13 protein-coding genes and 1 tRNA gene are annotated in these 15,851 nt (G+C 64.4%); 11 read left to right on the forward strand and 3 right to left on the reverse strand.

Translation table 11 applies throughout. The features are described 5' to 3' along the window. Window positions 1-10: 10 nt before the first annotated feature. The 3 genes from EYW45_RS07500 (at window position 11) to EYW45_RS07510 (ending at window position 4,130) form a co-directional block, all read left to right on the forward strand. Entirely contained in the window at window positions 11-3,094 is a 3,084-nt protein-coding gene (locus EYW45_RS07500) for an efflux RND transporter permease subunit (RefSeq protein ID WP_161134773.1), read from the forward strand. A gap of 41 nt (window positions 3,095-3,135) precedes the next feature. Next, window positions 3,136-3,873 carry a DNA polymerase III subunit epsilon gene (dnaQ, locus tag EYW45_RS07505; RefSeq protein WP_161134774.1) on the forward strand — a complete coding sequence of 246 codons (738 nt, stop codon included), beginning with the start codon at window positions 3,136-3,138 and terminating at the stop codon, window positions 3,871-3,873. Between the two features lie 182 nt (window positions 3,874-4,055). Beyond that, window positions 4,056-4,130, forward strand: a tRNA-Val gene (locus EYW45_RS07510). A gap of 214 nt (window positions 4,131-4,344) precedes the next feature. Here EYW45_RS07510 and EYW45_RS07515 read toward each other — a convergent pair. Beyond that, complete coding sequence (locus EYW45_RS07515; protein WP_161134775.1) at window positions 4,345-5,469, reverse strand: saccharopine dehydrogenase family protein; 1,125 nt, start codon at window positions 5,467-5,469, stop codon at window positions 4,345-4,347. 171 nt (window positions 5,470-5,640) lie between these two features. On the opposite strand from EYW45_RS07515, the gene EYW45_RS07520 reads away from it, so the two are divergent. Both EYW45_RS07520 and EYW45_RS07525 read left to right on the forward strand, forming a co-directional pair. After that, window positions 5,641-6,093: an Lrp/AsnC family transcriptional regulator gene (locus tag EYW45_RS07520; RefSeq protein WP_161134776.1), complete on the forward strand. Its 453-nt coding sequence runs from the start codon at window positions 5,641-5,643 to the stop codon at window positions 6,091-6,093. Between the two features lie 213 nt (window positions 6,094-6,306). Further along, the gene (locus EYW45_RS07525; protein WP_161134777.1) at window positions 6,307-7,218 is read left to right on the forward strand and encodes a TIGR01777 family oxidoreductase; all 912 of its coding nucleotides are present in this window, start codon (window positions 6,307-6,309) and stop codon (window positions 7,216-7,218) included. Between the two features lie 140 nt (window positions 7,219-7,358). Here EYW45_RS07525 and EYW45_RS07530 read toward each other — a convergent pair whose 3' ends face one another. Together EYW45_RS07530 and EYW45_RS07535 are read right to left on the reverse strand one after the other, a co-directional pair. Continuing rightward, window positions 7,359-8,867, reverse strand: coding sequence for a SulP family inorganic anion transporter (locus EYW45_RS07530; protein ID WP_161134778.1), 1,509 nt, complete (start codon window positions 8,865-8,867; stop codon window positions 7,359-7,361). 99 nt (window positions 8,868-8,966) lie between these two features. After that, window positions 8,967-9,275: a hypothetical protein gene (locus tag EYW45_RS07535; RefSeq protein WP_161134779.1), complete on the reverse strand. Its 309-nt coding sequence runs from the start codon at window positions 9,273-9,275 to the stop codon at window positions 8,967-8,969. Between EYW45_RS07535 and EYW45_RS07540 the strand changes: the two genes are divergently transcribed. The 6 genes from EYW45_RS07540 to EYW45_RS07565 all read left to right on the forward strand — a co-directional run bounded on the left by EYW45_RS07540 (window position 9,274) and on the right by EYW45_RS07565 (window position 15,731). Then, entirely contained in the window at window positions 9,274-10,053 is a 780-nt protein-coding gene (locus EYW45_RS07540; RefSeq protein ID WP_235938961.1) for an IclR family transcriptional regulator, read from the forward strand. The two genes, EYW45_RS07535 and EYW45_RS07540, sit on opposite strands and share 2 nt — an antisense overlap. Continuing rightward, window positions 10,050-11,183, forward strand: a complete 1,134-nt coding sequence (locus EYW45_RS07545; protein ID WP_161134780.1) for a thiolase family protein — start codon at window positions 10,050-10,052, stop codon at window positions 11,181-11,183. Before EYW45_RS07540 ends, EYW45_RS07545 begins: the two co-directional genes overlap by 4 nt. Beyond that, complete coding sequence (locus tag EYW45_RS07550) at window positions 11,180-11,551, forward strand: Zn-ribbon domain-containing OB-fold protein (protein ID WP_235938962.1); 372 nt, start codon at window positions 11,180-11,182, stop codon at window positions 11,549-11,551. The genes EYW45_RS07545 and EYW45_RS07550 overlap by 4 nt, the downstream gene beginning before the upstream one ends. Before the next feature lie 119 nt (window positions 11,552-11,670). Then, window positions 11,671-12,657, forward strand: a complete 987-nt coding sequence (locus tag EYW45_RS07555) for a tripartite tricarboxylate transporter substrate binding protein (RefSeq protein WP_161135375.1) — start codon at window positions 11,671-11,673, stop codon at window positions 12,655-12,657. 77 nt (window positions 12,658-12,734) lie between these two features. Beyond that, window positions 12,735-14,915, forward strand: coding sequence for an acetate--CoA ligase family protein (locus tag EYW45_RS07560; RefSeq protein ID WP_161135376.1), 2,181 nt, complete (start codon window positions 12,735-12,737; stop codon window positions 14,913-14,915). Window positions 14,916-14,969: 54 nt separating this feature from the next. Continuing rightward, window positions 14,970-15,731: an SDR family NAD(P)-dependent oxidoreductase gene (locus tag EYW45_RS07565; RefSeq protein WP_161134781.1), complete on the forward strand. Its 762-nt coding sequence runs from the start codon at window positions 14,970-14,972 to the stop codon at window positions 15,729-15,731. Window positions 15,732-15,851 lie beyond the last annotated feature (120 nt).

Below are 15,851 nucleotides of genomic sequence, written 5' to 3' on the forward strand. Positions count from 1 at the left end.
GGGGTACGGCATGGTCCTGTCCGACCTCTGCATCCGCCGTCCGGTGTTCGCATCGGTGCTCTCGCTGATCATCGTATTGATCGGCCTGATTTCCTATTCACGTCTGACGGTACGCGAGTATCCGCGCATCGACGAGCCCGTGGTGTCGGTGGATACCACCTATAAAGGCGCGTCGCCGGAGGTGATCGAGTCACAGGTCACCAAGCCGCTGGAAGATCAGTTGGCCGGTATCGAGGGCGTGAACGTCATGACCTCGCGTAGCCGATCCGAGCGCAGCCTGATCAATATCACGTTCAATCTGTCGCGCGACCCTGACGCTGCGGCAGCCGAAGTGCGCGACAAGGTTTCGCGTGCACGCCGCTTTCTGCCCGACGAGATCGATGAGCCCATCATCGCCAAGGTCGAGGCGGATTCGCAGCCGATCATTTACATCGCCGTTGAGTCGGGCAACTACTCGGTGATCCAGACCTCGGATTACATCAACCGCTACATCAAGACGCGTTTATCGGTGTTGCCCGGGGCAGCCGAAGTGCGGGTGTTTGGCGAACGCCTGCCGTCGATGCGGGTGTATGTGGATCGCGACAAGCTGGCCGCCTACGCACTGACGGTGCAGGACGTCGAGACGGCGCTGGCCAACCAGAACGTGGAAATTCCCGCCGGCCGGATCGAATCGCAGGCCCGTGAATTTTCGGTGGTGTCGTCCACCGACTTGCAAACGCCGGCGCAGTTCGAGAGTGTGATCGTCGCCAACGTACGGGGTTACCCAGTGCGGCTGCGCGATGTGGCGCGCGTCGAAGTGGCGGCCAATACCGACCGGATTGTGTCGCGTTTCAACGGGCGGCCCGCCATCAACATCGGGATCACGCGGCAGTCCGTCGCCAACCCGCTGGATCTGTCGCAGGCGGCGCGCGTGGAAGTCGAGCGCATCAACGAGACCTTGCCCACAGGCATGAAGCTCACCATTGCCTACGACACGTCGGTCTTCATCGAAAAGTCGATTGAGTCGGTTTATCACACCATCCTCGAAGCCATCGTGCTGGTGGTGCTGGTGATCTTCTTCTTCCTGCGTAATCTGCGGGCCAGCATCATTCCCATCGTCACCATTCCTGTATCGCTGGTGGGTGCGTGCGCGCTGATGTACATGTTCGGTTTTTCGATCAATACCCTCACATTGCTGGCGATGGTGCTGGCGATCGGGCTGGTGGTGGATGACGCGATCGTCGTGCTGGAGAATATCTATCGGCACGTCGAGGACGGCATGCCACGGCGAGAAGCGGCGCTGCGCGGATCGAAGGAAATCGGCTTTGCGGTCGTGGCCATGACCCTCACGCTGGTCACGGTGTATGCGCCGCTGGCGTTTGCCACCGGGCGCACGGGACGCCTGTTCATCGAGTTCGCGCTGGCGTTGGCAGGTGCCGTGGTCGTATCGGGCTTTGTGGCGCTCACGCTCACACCCATGATGTGCTCGGTGATGCTGCGGCACCAGAAGGGCCATAACCGCGCCTACACGATGATCGAGAATTGGCTCGAGGCGCTGGGCCGGGGATACGGTCGGGCATTGGGTCTGGCCTTGCGGCACCGCATGATCGTGATCGTGCTGGGACTATTGGTGGCGGCGAGCAGCGGCGTATTGTTCAAGGTGGTCAAGAGCGAACTGGCGCCGATCGAGGATCGCGGGGTGGTGTTTGGTGTGGTGACGGCACCTGAAGGCGCCACTGTGGGCTACACCGAGCAAAGCATGGCAGCGATCGAAAAGCTCTACGCCAGCATCGAGGAAGCCAGCGGCAATCAGGTCACCATCGGATTTCCCACCGTGACCGACGGCACGGCCATCTTGCGCCTGAAGCCGTGGGAGGAGCGCTCCCGCAAGCAACAAGAGATCACGCAGTTTCTGCAGCCCAAGTTTGCAGCGCTGCCCGGTGTGCGTGCCACGCCGACCAATCCGCCGTCGTTGGGCCAGCGCACGCGCTCGCGGCCCATTGAATTCATCATCATGAGCCAGGCACCGTACGCCGAGCTTTCCAAGATGGTGGATGGCTACGTCGCAGCTTTGGCCGACTATCCAGGGCTGGTCAATATCGAAACCGACCTGCGCCTGAACACCCCTGAGCTTCGCATCAAGGTCGATCGCGACAAGATGGCCGACGTGGGCGCCAACGTCGCTACGGTGGGCCGCACGCTCGAGTCGATGCTGGGCGGGCGTCAGGTCACCCGCTACAAGGATGGGGGCGAACAATACGATGTGATCGTGCAGGTCACACCGCGCGACCGGGCCAATACGCGCGACATCGCCGGCATTTACGTGCGCGCACGTGATGGCAGCATGGTGCAGCTCGATAACCTGCTGACCGTGGAAGAGGGCGTGTCGCCGCAGTCGCTCAATCACTTCAACCGCCTGCGCGCGGTCAAGATCGAAGCGGTGGTGGGGCCAGGGTATGCGTTGGGCGAGGTGCTCGACCACATGAATGCGGTGGCGCGCGAAACCTTGCCCAACACCGTGATCACCGATCTGGATGGGCAGTCGCGCGAGTATCGCGATTCCGCGGCCAGCATCTATCTCGTCTTCGGGATGGCGCTGGCGTTCATCTACCTGGTGTTGGCGGCGCAGTTCGAAAGCTGGCGCAATCCCTTCATCATCATGCTGTCGGTCCCGCTCTCGATGACCGGCGCCATGCTGGCGCTGTGGCTGTCGGGCGGTACTCTGTCCATCTACAGTCAGATCGGGTTGATTACCTTGGTGGGCCTGATTACCAAGCACGGCATTCTCATCGTCGAGTTCGCAAACCAGTTGCGAGACGAAGGGGTGGCGCGCGTGGAGGCGGTCACACGCGCCAGCATCATGCGGCTGCGGCCGATTCTGATGACGACCGGCGCCATGGTGCTGGGCACCATTCCGCTGGCATTGGCAACGGGCGCAGGCGCCGAATCGCGCCAGCAGATCGGGTGGGTGCTGGTGGGTGGGCTGTCACTAGGTACACTACTGACCTTGTTCGTTGTGCCGGTTGCGTATTCGTTGATCGCCTCGGACCGCCCTGAGCAGGTCCCGGCAGCCGAACCGCAACCCGTGCGACCCGCCGACGCCACGTCCCATTAGTCGGGGCCGCGTCGCGCGGCGACTTTTTTTGCAGGACACTCATGCGCCAGATCATTCTCGATACTGAAACCACCGGTCTCGAACCCAGCCAGGGCCACCGCGTTATCGAAATCGGTTGCGTCGAAGTCGTCAACCGTACGTTGACCGGTCGCAACCTGCATCTGTATCTCAAGCCTGATCGCGACAGCGATCCCGAGGCGTTGGCCGTACACGGCCTGACCAATGCATTTTTGGCCGACAAGCCGAAATTCGAGGCGATTGCCGACGAGTTCCTGAACTTCGTGGCCGATGCCGAGCTCATCATCCACAACGCGTCGTTCGACACCAAATTCCTGAACGCCGAACTGGCGCGCATGGGGCGCGGCACGTTGGACAAACACTGCGGCAAGATTACCGATTCGCTGATGCATGCCCGACTGTTGCACCCGGGCAAGCGCAACTCGCTGGATTCGCTGTGCGACCGTTACGGCATTTCGAATGCCCACCGTACGCTGCACGGGGCGTTGCTCGACTCGGAATTGTTGGCCGAGGTGTGGTTGGCGATGACGCGCGGTCAGGATGCGCTGTTGATCGAGCCCGAGGAAACGCCCGCCGGCGGTGCAGGGGATCTGGTGGTCGGTGGCTTCGACGCCTCCGTGCTGCGCGTGGTGACGGCCTCGGCGCACGAGGCGGCTGCTCATGATGCCTACTTGAAGGACCTGGACAAGGCGGTTGGCGGTAACTGCTTGTGGCGCACGATTGAGCCGAAGGTCGAGGCTGCGGAAGCTGCACCGGCCTAGTTCAAACACACAGCGCGAACATGGCAAGTGACCCCGTGGAAGCAGGGCAGGAACGTAGAGGCAGGGCAGCCTCCACTAAAGGATGTGGAAGCCTGCATTCACGATGATGTGCCTTCCACTACGAATTTCTTGATCGGCTCTTCCCAAACCCAAATTTTTCGTGCTAGAATCTTTGTCTCTTTGGGCGGTTAGCTCAGTGGTAGAGCACTGCCTTCACACGGCAGGGGTCACAAGTTCGAAACTTGTACCGCCCACCAAAGAGCCCAATACGTCGAAAAAGCCAACCTTAGCGGTTGGCTTTTTTGTGCGCGTCCGGATCCGAGCGCGTTATCCGATATCCATTCAGCCCAACGTATATCGACGCAACGCCGCCCGGCGACGCGTCCCGACTGCATCCTCGCGACGGCGCCGTTCGAGCGCAACTTTCCCGACGCCGACGCCTCGAGCGGCGCGGCCATCAGCCATCAGCCATCAAGCCATCACCGCCAGCGTCGTCGCCTGTGTGACGGCCACCGGCTCGCCGCGATACACCCGTCCAAATCGATTGGCCAGGAAATCCCTGAGCACGATGGTTTCCTGGCCGATGAACCCCGATTGCGGCAAGGTGCCGTCGGCCACCAGGTCCAGCGCAGCGCAGATGCCGCAGGCGGTGGTGAGCTGAATCGCCGATAGACGATGGCCGTCCACTTCCGCGCCCAGGATGCTGGCTTTGAAGACGGTTTCGCTGAATCGAGTGCCGAGATACCCGCTGGCGCTGGCCACGATCACGATGACATCGTCGTCCGTGGCCGGCAAGGCATGCTCGAACATCTCCAGCATCAGTTCGCGGCGATCACGCAGGCGCAGGTCGTTCAGCAGCAACTTCAGGATGGCGCAGTGACCGGGATAGCGGATGGACTTGTAATCCACGCTGCGCACGTGGCCCAGCAACGTATCCGGCAACGTGCCCAAACCGCCGGACGTGTTGAAGGCTTCGTATTCGACGCCGTCCAGCACGAAGGTTTCGAGTCCTTCAAGCGCCAATACCTGCGTTTTCTCGCCTTCGACGATGGCTTCGCAAGGATTGCAGTATTCGTTGATCAGCCCCTCGGTGCTCCACGTGAGGTTGTAGCGCAGCGCATTCATCGGAAAGCGCGGCAACGCGCCCACGCGCATCTTGACGTCGAGCACGCGATCGAAGCTTCTTGCCAGATCGTTACCCACGATGCCGATGAAGCCCGGCGCCAGGCCACACTGCGGCATCAACACATGCGTGGCGTCACCGCTCAGTTGCCGAATGGCCTGGGTGTTTTCGACGTCTTCGGTGAGATCGAAATAGTGCACGCCACGCAACGCGCATTGGCGCGCGATGGCGTAGGCAAACTGAAACGGCAGGGCATTGAGCACGGCGTCCTGACCGTCGATGGCGCGGGCGGCGTCTTCGCTGGAGTCGAGCAGCAGGGTGGCGCACCCCAGGGCGGCCACGCGTTCAAGGCGGGCCGCGTCGCGGTCGGCGACGCGCACCTCATAGTGTGCCGTGCGGTGCAGAAGCAGCGCGATGGCAAAACCGATTTTCCCTGCGCCGAGCACGGTGACGTGGCGTACGGTGGTGGACATGTTTTTCCCCTTGAGTGAATCGGGCTGCACAGGGGCCACTGCGTGACCTTCGACGTGCGCCCGCGTTTACGATTTTTTTATGCTACCGGCAGGTGTGGTCAATGTTTAGCTGCCAAAACGTCGAAGTGTTGGTATCTTTGGTCGGAACGACTAACCAAACGGACATTTACGATGATCGACGCGCTCGATGCAACCGACCGGCACCTGCTCAGCCTGCTGCAGGCCAACGCGCGTGAACCCGTGGCAACGCTTGCCCGCCAGCTGGGGTTGGCGCGTACCACTGTGGTGGCGCGCATTGCGCGGCTGGAGCGTACGGGGGTGATCGCGGGATACGGGGTGCGGCTGGGGCGTGCGGTGGAGGCGGCTTCGGTGCGGGCGTACTGCTCGATCAACGTGGGTGCGAAAACCGGCGTTGCCGTGATGAATGCACTCAAGCGATTACCGGAGATCGAAGAAGTGTCGGCGGTGAGTGGCGCCTTCGACTACCTGGTGCTGCTGCGCTGTGCGGACACCGAGCAGTTGGATGCCCTGCTGGATCACATCGGAATGATCGACGGCGTCAATCACACGCAGACGTCGGTGGTGCTGAGTCGCAAGCTGGATCGGCGCGCGGCCGTGGCGTAACGGCGCCCTCGGCGAGCAAGTATGCGCGCGCATGCGGCAGTCCGTACCGATAGCAGGTGTCTGGCCGAAGAAGCAGATCGATGGGACGGTCTCGGTGCAGCGGCGCAAGGACCGTGCACCTGTTCTGCGTCATTGACTATCGGTGCGCGATTTATGGTTTGATGGGGCAGGCTGCGGGCTCACAACGCGGGCTCTTACAACGGGGACATCATCATGACGGAACACACCGGTCGACGCGTATTGATCACAGGCGGCACAGGCTTTATCGGCAAGGCACTGATCAAGCGGCTGCTCCTGGCCGGGGACCGGATCACCGTGCTCACCCGGCGTCCGCGCCAGGCCAGCACGAGCCTGGGCGGCGCGGTGCGCTGCATCGAAACGCTGGCGCGGTTATCTGCCGACGAGGAATTCGATGTGGTCGTCAATCTGGCGGGTGCCCCCGTCGTTGGCCCGCCATGGTCCAAGCGGCGTAAATCGGTGTTGATGCACAGCCGCGTGGGCACCACCCGCGCGTTGATCGAGTGGCTGGGACGAACGGCGCACAAGCCTGCCGTGTGGATTCAGGCCTCAGCCATCGGCGTGTATGGCGTGCGCGATCCCGAGGAAGTGCTGTCGGAAGACAGTGCCGTGGGCAGCGGCTTCATGTCCGAACTTTGCGTGGCATGGGAGGCCGCCGCGCGCGCGGCGGTGCCGTTGGGGGTGCGCCAGGCGGTACTGCGCTTCGGACTGGTCTTCGGCCCCGGCGGATCGTTGCCGTTCATGCTGATGCCCTATCGTCTGGGCCTGGGCGGCCGATTGGGCAGCGGGCGGCAGATGCTCAGCTGGGTGCATCTGGACGATGTGCTGGCCGTGATCGTGCGCGCCATCGATCAGCCCGAGATGACGGGGGTGTACAACATGGTCGCGCCTCAGCCTGTGCATCAGTCCGATTTCGCCGCAACGGCCGGCCGGGTGTTGAAGCGGCCGACCTGGCTGTCGCTGCCGGCGGCGCCCTTGCGCATGCTGGCGGGGGAAATGGGGCAATTGTTTCTCGACGGGCAACGCGTGATGCCCACACGCTTGCAGCGCGAAGGTTATGTGTTCAAGCATCCAACGCTGGAAGGCACGTTGCGCGATCTGACATAGCTGGCCGGGCGCTCGGCAGCCGGCGCTGGGGACGGCGGCCAGCGCACGCGCCGGCAATGTCAGGCGCTGTCAATGTCAGGCACCGGCAATGTCAGGCGCCGGCAATGTCAGACACCAAAGCGTCGCCCCTAGCTGAGTCGTCAATGCGCGCCTGGAACGCTATCGGCACCCGGTTTGTCATGCACGCCATATCGGTCCACCATCGTTGCACTGGCGGCATTCAACCCCTGCACAGTGACGTCGGCGCCGTGCCGCCGCAACCGCGCCACCACCTTGTCCAACGCGCCCACGGCCGTGATGTCCCAGAAGTGCGCCTGCGACACGTCGATGGCGATGCGGGTCTCCGAGGGCGAACCCGCATCGACGATCGCGTCGTCCGCCCGATCGAACCCCGCGGCAAATGCCTGCGCCGTGGCGAAAAAGATCTGCCCGCCGACGGCGTACGTCACGGTCTTGCCGTCCGCGCTGGCCCGGCGATCGATGGTGACCAGACGGCTGATCTTGTTGGCGAAAAATACCGCGCTCAACAGCACGCCGGCCAGTACCCCGCGGGCCAGGTCGTGGGTGGCGACCACCACGATCACCGTTGCCAGCATCACCACGCTCGAACTGGTGGGGTGCCGCCACAGATTACGCACCGACACCCAACTGAAGGTGCTGATCGACACCATGATCATCACGGCCACCAACGCAGCCATGGGGATACGGCTCACCCAGGGTCCCAGGAACACGACCAGGATCAGCAGGACCACGCCCGCCGTGAGGGTGGACAGGCGCGTGCGGCCACCGCTTTTCACATTGATCACGGATTGCCCGATCATCGCGCAGCCGGCCATGCCGCCCAGCATCCCCGACGCCAGATTGGCCACGCCCTGACCCACGCATTCACGGCGCTTGTCGCTGGGCGTGTCGGTGAAATCGTCGACGATCGTGGCCGTCATCATCGACTCCAGCAAGCCCACCACCGCTAGCGTGGCGGCATACGGCAGGATGATGCGCAAGGTGTCCCAGGTGAACGGCACGTCGGGAAACAGAAATGCCGGCAGGCTATCCGGCAGTGCGCCCTTGTCGCCCACCGTGGAGATGTCCAGACCCAATGCCATGGAGACGACGGTCAGCACCACGATGCAGATCAGCGGCGACGGTACGGCGCGCGTGATGTAGGGGAATAAGTAGATGATGGCGAGGCCGGCGGCGGCCATCGCATACATCACCCAGGTGGCGCCGACGAATTCAGGCAACTGCGCGAGAAAAATCAGAATGGCGAGCGCGTTGACGAAACCGGTGATCACCGATCGCGAGACGAATCGCATCAAGAGGCTGAGTTTGAATACGCCGGCCAGCATCTGCAGCACGCCCGTAAGCAGGGTGGCGGCAAACAGGTACTGCAAGCCGTGATCGCGCACCAGGTCGACCATTACCAGCGCCATGGCGCCTGTGGCCGCACTGATCATGGCGGGGCGGCCGCCCGCAAACGCGATCACGACCGCGATGCAGAAAGAGGCATACAGACCGACTTTGGGATCGACACCGGCGATGATTGAAAACGCGATGGCTTCGGGAATGAGGGCGAGCGCGACGACGAGGCCCGCGAGCAGATCGCCGCGCACGTTGGAAAACCACGCGCGCTTGAGCGTTTGAAGAGACATGGGAAAGAACCTTGAACACACCGGCGCCATTGCGGCGGCCAATCGATAGCGAACACGGCGCGCAAGGCCCGGTGCTTCATACCGAGAAGCGTGTGGGGCTCAAGCGTTGCCGAAAGCGAAACGAAACGAGGGGTGGGGTGTTAAGGCGGTGTCATGCGAAAGAAAGTGGGATCGCCGCAAGAGAATCGCGAGACTGAGGGAATTGTAGCGCGCGATGCGCAACTGGCGCGGCCGGTGCGCCGCAGCACGTTCGTCGAGGTGCGCCATCGCACGATCGTCGAGGCCCGACGGGTGTCGCAAAAAAAACGCGACATTTTCATCAGACGAAAGTTTGCTGCGCCGCAGCTTTACGGCTGACGAGACGACTTCTATGGTGGCAACACTTCTTCGAATGTGCAGGACGTACATGATGGCCGCCGTTGTTGAATCGCCCGTATCCGCTACACAAAAGACCTGTCGAGTACTGGCCAGCCTGGCGGATCCGCGCGTGAGCCGCTTGACCGACATCGCCGCGGCGACGCATCTGGACGTGTCCACAGCCTTGCGTATTCTGAAGGAGCTGGAGGGTGAGGGTTTCGTGGAGCGAGACCCGGAAAGCAAGCGATATGTGCTCGGCACGCAGGTGTACGCCGTGCATCGCGCGATGATCAGCGGCATCGATCTGGTCGCGTTGGCCCGCCCGTCGTTGATCCGCCTGGCACGCCGATTCGGCGATACGGTGATCCTTTCAGCGCCCACGGGCTGGGAGTCGGTGTGTCTGGATCAGTGCTTCGGCGATTACCCCATACGTGCCAACTATCTGGATGTGGGCAGTCGCAGGCCGCTCGGTGTGGGGGCCGGCAGTCTCGCCTTGCTGGCGGCATTGCCGGTTGCCGAGGTGCGCACGATCCGGCCGCTGGTCGACGAACGTCTGGCCGAACGTTATCCCCGCTACCCGGCGTCGCTGATGACCGCACGGCTGAACGCCGCCAGGCGCGCCGGGTACGCCGTGCTGCTGGACGTGGTGGTGGAGAAAATGGGCGGGATCGGTGCGGCAATTCTCGGGCCGAGCGGCGCGCCACTGGGCGCGCTCAGCATCGCGGCGTTGAACGAGCGGATCGAGTCGCGCGAGCCGGCATTGGCCGAGGCCCTGCAAGGCGAGGTGCAGGCGATTTCACATGCGTGGCTGCCGGAGCAACGGGCATGAACCACGCGTATGTGTTGTCTGCCGCCAATACGCCCTTTGGCCGCTTTCCTGAACGCAGCGCGATGGACTTGATGGCGTCGGCGGCCAATGGCGCCATCGCGGCGGCCGGCGTCGACCGCCGCGAGATCGATGGCGTGCTCTGCGGCTATGCCACGACGTTTCCGCACCTGATGCTGGGCACGCTGCTCTCCGAAAAACTGGGTATCGATCCGCACTATGCGCATGGGGTGCAAATGGGCGGGGCCACGGGCGCGGCGATGGTGATGCTGGCCGGCGAACTGGTGCGGTCGGGCCGATGCCGCCGGGTGCTGGTGGTGGCGGGCGAGAACCGGCTCACGGGGCAAGCCCGGGATGCATCGATTCAGACGCTGGCGCAAGTGGGCGATGCCGACATGGAGGTGCCCAATGGCGTATCGGTGCCGGCGTACTACGCGCTCATGGCATCGTCGTATATGGCGCGCACCGGCACGAGCGGGGCAGATCTGGCGGCATTTGCAGCAAAGATGCGGGCCAACGCGGCGCGGCATCCTGACGCGCATCTGCGCGACCCGATTTCGGTCGAGGACGTGTTGGCCTCCAAACCCATCGCCTCCCCGCTGCGCTTGCTGGATTGCTGTCCCATTTCGGACGGCGGGGTGGCGTTCATCGTGAGCGATGCCGGGCCGGTCAAGATTGCCGGAACGGGTCAGGCGCACCGGCACCAGCATCTGTCGGCCATGCGCGACATCATGGATACGGGGGCGTCGCGCGCTTTCGGGCGCGCGTTGCAGGATGCTGCGGTGAAACGCGAGGAGATCGACCTGCTGGGCGTCTACGATTCATTCACGATCACGTTGTCGATGTTGCTCGAAGAACTGGGCTTTGCTGCGCGCGGCAAGGCTGCAGAGCGCCTGCGCGCCGGCGACTTCGACAGCGATGGCGCGTTGCCGCTCAATCTGCATGGCGGCTTGCTCTCGTTTGGCCACAGCGGTGTGGCGGGAGGCATGGCACATATCGCCGAGGTGTGGCGGCAACTGACGCAGCAGGCCGGGGCACGGCAGGTGTCGCCCCGGCGCTGCGCAGCCGTGCATGCCGATGGCGGGGTGATGTCGGCCCATGTCAGCTTGATCCTGACCGCGGAGGGCGTATGAACGCCGACGTACCCGCACATGACGAGGGCGCGTCTTCGGATGAGCAGATGGGTGTGCTGCGCTGCGCCGACTGCGGCACTTGGTGGGCGCTGAGCCCTTACGCCTGCGCGCATTGCGGCGGTGTGAATCTGGTGCCGGCGAAGGTCAACGGCCGCGGCGTGGTGCGTGCCCATAGCGACATTGCCCGGGCGCCGGATGACCGGTGGCGGGCGCTCCTGCCCTACACGCTGGTGCTGGTGCAACTGGAGGAAGGGCCCACCGTGATGGGCCATCTACAAGGCGCGGCCGCCATGGGCGATCGCGTGTGCGTGCAGCGCGTTCGTTTGAGCGATGGCACGCCGGTCTGGCAGTTTCGCGCCATGACGTAGACGATCGTCAGGGCGATTTACCGGCCAATCGCGAATCCTGTCGCGATGGACCCACCATCCAGTCGAGGAGATGACGTATGTGCAAACGCGCAGGGGGCTCGCACGCCCAGGGATTCCGTATGGCAGGATACTCGCCGCGATGGCGCTGGGGGATTCCCCTGGCGGCTGCAGCGCTGGTGTGGAGCCTGGGCGCAGGCGCCGCGCATGCCGCCTGGCCTGATCGGCCGGTGACGCTGGTGGTGCCGTACCCACCGGGTGGCCCCACGGATATCGTGGCGCGCGTCGTGGCGCAGGGCCTGGGCGATGCGCTCAAGCAAACGGTGATCGTCGATAACCGCGCCGGTGCCGGCGGCAATATCGGCGCCGATATGGTGGCCAAAAGCGCGCCGGATGGCTACACGCTGTTGATCGCCACCACCGCGCACGCCATCAACATGTCGCTGTTCACCAATCTGACGTACGACACGCGCAAGAGTTTCGCCCCGGTGTCGCTCTTGACGAGCGGGCCGCTGGCGGTCGTGACGCGCCCCGATCTGCCGGCCACCGACATCGCGTCGCTGATTGCGTTGGCCCGAGCGCAGCCGGGAAAAATGACCTATGGCTCATCGGGCAACGGCCAGTCGACGCACTTGTCCGCCGCAATGTTCAACGTGATGGCGGGCACGACGATGGTGCATGTGCCCTATCGGGGCAGTGCACCGGCGCTGACGGATGTGATGGGCGGCCAGACCGACATCATGTTCGACACGATGCTCTCGTCGATGCCGTACGTGAAAGGCGGCAAGCTCAAGCTCCTTGCCACCACCGGGCGTACGCGATCCGCCGCAGCGCCCGATACGCCCACCGTGGCCGAGGCCGGTTTGCCGGGCTACGAAGCTACGGCCTGGAACGGGCTGGTGGCGCCGGCCGGCACGCCCGAGGCCGTGTTGACGCAACTGAGCGCAGCACTCAACACGGTGCTGTCCAAGCCTGACGTGCAGGAGAAGTTCGCCGCGCAAGGCTTCGCCGCGCAGTGGATGGCACCGCCCGCGTTCGCCACCTTCCTGAATGACGAAATCAACAAATGGGCCACGGTGGTGAAGACCTCGGGCGCCACGGTGAATTGATGATGACCCAAACCGCTGATCGCCTTACCTCGACGCCTGCGCACGCTGCTGTATCCGAAGGGCCGGCACGCGACGCGATGCCGCAGGGCACCCCTCACGAATCGCTCGAAAAATTGTTGAATCCCCGTTCGATCGCCATCTTCGGCGCCTCCGACAACGTCGACAAGATCGGGGGGCGGCCGATCTATTACATGGGCCAGCACGGCTATCGCGGCACGATCTACCCGATCAATCCGCAACGCGATCGCGTGCAAGGGTTGCGCAGCTATGCCGCGCTGCGCGATCTGCCGCATACCCCCGATCTGGCGATCGTGGCCGTGGCGGGCCAGGGGGCCGTGGATGCCGTGGACGCGTGCGGCGCCATGGGCGTGGGCGCGGCCATTGTGATCGCAGCCGGATTCTCGGAAACCGGCGCCGTGGGTCGCGCGCTGCAGGATGCGATGACGCAACGGGCACGCGCTGCAGGCACGCGCATCGTGGGCCCGAACTCACAGGGCATGGCCAATTTCGGCACTGGGGCGATCGCGTCTTTTTCAACCATGTTTCTCGAAGTGCCTCCCGCCGATGGTCCCGTGGCGGTCATCAGCCAAAGCGGCGGCATGAGCGCCATGATCTATGGGCTGCTGCGGCAGCGCGGCCTGGGCGTGCGGCATATGCATGCCACCGGCAATGAGGCCGACGTGACGGTGTCTGAGTTGGCGTGCGCCGTGCTGGCCGATCCTGATGTGCGCATCGTGCTGCTGTATCTGGAGTCTTTGCAGGACGCCGCGACGCTGGCGCGGGCGGCCGCGTTGGCCCGTGCGCGCGGTGTGCCGATCGTGGCCGTGAAGGCCGGCCGATCGGCCGGTGGCGCCCGCGCGGCGGCGTCTCACACCGGCGCACTGGCCAATGAGGATCGCAGCGTGACGGCGTTTTGCGAGCGCCACGGTATCCTGCGTGCCCGCGATCCGCAGGAACTGGCGCGCTATGCCGAACTGGCGATGCGCGGGCCGCTGCCCCAAGGCAAGCGGGTGGTCGTGGTGAGCAACTCGGGCGCCAGTTGCGTTCTGGCGTCCGACGCCGCCGATGACTGCGGACTGGAGATCGCGCCGCTGGCGGCATCGACGCAAACCGCACTGCGCGCGTGCCTGCCGGGCTTTGCCACCACCGATAACCCGGTGGACATCACGGCTGCGCTCCTGTCCAACAATGGCTTGTTCGGCGAGGTGTTGCCGGCCATCGGCGACGATCCGGCGGCCGACATGTTCGTGATCGATATTCCCGTGGCGGGACGCGGTTACGACGTGGCGTCGTTTGCGCGAGACACGGCGCAATTCGCCCAGCGCGCCCGTAAACCCGTGGCCGTCGTGGCCTGGCAGGCCGACGTGGCAGCGGCGTTTCGCGATCAGGGCGTGACGGTGTACGCCGATGAGCAACAGGCGATGCAGGCGTTTGCGGGACTCGCGCGTCTCGGCCGCATGCACGCACAGCCCCCCTTGCCGGTAGAGGAGGGCGAGACGTCGGCATCGAGGGCATCCGCACACGTGAAGGACGTGCGCGCTGCGGGCGCGACCGGGACGCTGTCCGAAGCCGCCAGTCTCGCCCTGCTCGGGCGCTGCGGCTTGCCGGTCACGCCGCATGCCGTTTGTCGGGATGCCGATACTGCGGTGGCGGCATGGCGGCGGTTCGGTTCGGCGGTGGCCATCAAGGCGTGCTCGGCGGCCTTGCCGCATAAGTCAGAACTCGGTCTGGTCGACCTGAATGTCAACGACGAGCCGTCCGTGCGGGCGGCAATCGCCCGCCAACACCTGATCGTGCAAGGTTTGCACGTCGCCTTCGAGGGCTGGATCGTGGCCCCCATGCAGCCGGCCTTGCAGGAATGCATGATCGGCGTGCATGCCGATCCCGTGTTTGGCCCCATCGTGATGGCGGGCGGCGGCGGCAAATATGTGGAGACGATGCAGGATGTGGCGGTGCTGCTGCCGCCATTCGGACTACAGGAGGCCGAGTCGCGCATCCGGGCGCTGCGTATCGGTGCGCTGCTTGACGGCGTGCGGGGCGAAGCGGCGGCCGATGTGCGCGCGCTCGCGCAGCTGATGGTGGACGTGGGGCAACTTGCGCTGGACGCCGGGCCTGCATTGCAGTCGCTCGATCTGAACCCGGTGCGGGTGCGGCCCGCGGGCGAGGGGGTGGTGATCGTGGATGCGCTGTGGGAGGGCGCTGCCGACATTCGATCGGACCGCCACCAAACGCGCGCAAAGGTTGATAATGAACCATGAAGATCGGTGCGAGACCCAGCGACTCGCCTTATGCCGACATTGCGAGGAGACGAGATGACGTTCGAAGTCAGGGGCCGGACGGCCTTGATTACCGGGGCCTATAGCGGGCTGGGACGCCACTTTGCCGTGACGCTGGCGGCGGCCGGCGTGCGTGTCGCACTGTGCGGCCGGCGGGTCGAGTTGGGCGAGACGGTGGCCGAGGAGATCCGAACTGCGGGCGGCGACGCGTTGGTGGTCGGGATGGACGTGACGCAAACGGAAGCGATCGCGGCCGCCTTCGATACGGCGCATGCCGCGCTGGGGCCGATTTCCATTGTGATCAATAACGCCGGCGTGGCCATGACGCGCGCGGCGCTCGATCTATCCGAAGACGATTGGCAAAGCGTGATCGACGTCAACCTCAATGGGGCATGGCGGGTGGCGCAGGCCGCCGCACGCCACATGCGCGCGCACGACCACGGTGGCAGCATCGTCAATATCGCCTCGATTCTGGGGGTGCGCGTGGCCTCGCATGTGGCGGCCTATGCCACCGCCAAAGCCGGTCTCATCCACCTCACGCGCGCCTTGGCGCTCGAGTGGGCGCGTTACGGCATTCGGGTCAATGCGCTGGCACCAGGGTATATCGCCACGGATCTGAATCGCGCGTTCTTCGACACCGACGCCGGCCAGAAGCTGATTGCACGCGTGCCGCAGCGGCGCCTGGGCCAGCTTGCCGATCTCGATGGCCCCTTGTTGTTGCTGGCCTCGGATGCGAGTGCCTTCATGACCGGCAGCGTGATCGACGTCGACGGCGGCCATCTGGTGAGTTCGTTGTGACGGCCGTAGCGCTTCATCGGCGGCGACTTTCTTCTATCGGCGCGCGCAACGTGGGCGCTGAGAGCAGCGCCCAGGCTCACGGCGAGGCTCGCCCGATCGCGTCGAACATCGCGGCGCTTG

This window comes from Schauerella aestuarii, from assembly GCF_009866805.1.
GTDB lineage: Bacteria > Pseudomonadota > Gammaproteobacteria > Burkholderiales > Burkholderiaceae_B > Schauerella > Schauerella aestuarii.